This window comes from Streptomyces sp. NPDC001985, from assembly GCF_040296845.1.
In the GTDB taxonomy this organism is placed as follows: Bacteria; Actinomycetota; Actinomycetes; order Streptomycetales; family Streptomycetaceae; genus Streptomyces.
Map to the genome: position 1 here is coordinate 1 of NZ_JBEOYB010000194.1, position 1358 is coordinate 1358.

Consider the following 1358-nt stretch of genomic DNA (forward strand, 5'->3'; position numbering starts at 1 on the left):
CCGTGAGGTTTTTCAGTGTCAGTCGGTGGCGGGGTTGGCGGGGGTGGCTCGGGGTGTGGGTGGGGTGGTGTCGTCGGGGGTTGGTGGTGTTTCGGGTGTGGGTGTGGTGCCGTTGACGCCGGTGATGTATGGGTTTGGTGGGGTGGGGGTGGCTGGGTTTGAGGGGTTTTGTCAGTCGGTGGTGGTGAGGGTGCCGGGTGGTGTGGGTTTGGGTGGTGTGGTGGGGGTGGTGCAGGGGGTGTTGGACTGTCATGACATGTGGCGGTCGCGGTTGGTGGAGTCGGGGGGGGCGTGGGTGTTGGAGGTGCGGGGTGTGGGTGTGGTTTCGGCGGGGGGGTGTGTGGAGCGGGTTGACGCGCGGGGTGTTGGGGGGGAGGAGTTGCGTGGGCTGGTGGAGGGTGTGGCGGGGGAGGTGGGGCGTGGGCTTGATCCGGTGGGTGGGGTGATGGTGCGGGTGGTGTGGTTCGACCGGGGTGGTGAGCCGGGGCGGTTGTTGGTGGTGGCGCATCATCTGGTGGTTGACGGGGTGTCGTGGCGGGTGGTGGTGCGGGATCTCGCGGTGGCGTGGGAGGCGGTTTCGGCGGGGCGTGAGGTGGTGTTGCCGGGGGTGGGGACGTCGTTCCGTGAGTGGGCGGGGTTGTTGGTGGAGGAGGCGGGGTCGGGGGTGCGGTCGGGGGAGTTGCCGGTGTGGGTGGGGTTGCTGGGGGCTCCGGCGGTGGTGGTGGGTGATCGGCCGTTGGATGTGGTGCGGGACACGGTGGGGTCGGCGCGGTCGTTGTCGTGGCGGGTGCCGGTGGGTGTGGCGGGGGTGTTGTTGTCGCGGGTTCCGTCGTTGTTCTTCTGTGGTGTGGATGAGGTGTTGTTGTCGGGGCTGGTGTCGGTTCTGGGTGGGCCGGTGCTGGTGGATGTGGAGGGGCATGGCCGGCGGGAGTCGGTGGTGGGGGTGGATCTGTCGCGGACGGTGGGCTGGTTCACGAGTGTGCATCCGGTGCGTCTTGACCCGGGGCGGGGTCTGGGTGCGGGTGGGGTGTTGAAGCGGGTGAAGGAGCAGATGCGTTCTGTTCCTGATGGTGGTGCGGGGTTTGGTGTTCTGCGGTATTTGGACGGGGTCGCGGGTGGGGTGCTGGCGGGGTTGCCGGGTGCGTCGGTGGCGTTCAACTATCTGGGGCGGTTCGCGGCGGGGCGGGACGCGGACTGGGAGCCGGCGGTGGAGATGGGGGCGTTGTCGGGTGGTGCGGATGAGCGGATGCCGTTGGGTCATGCGCTGACGGTGACGGCGGTGACGCGTGATCTTCCGGATGGGCCGGAGCTGACGCTGACGTGCGTCTGGCCGGAGGGGGTTCTGGCGGAGGGCTGGG

General features: G+C 69.1%; 1 protein-coding gene. It reads left to right on the forward strand.

What is annotated here, in order from left to right; genetic code table 11:
- Nucleotides 1-124: 124 nt before the first annotated feature.
- On the forward strand, nt 125-1358 hold a 1234-nt coding region (locus ABT122_RS33540), incomplete at its 3' end, for a condensation domain-containing protein (protein ID WP_351559976.1).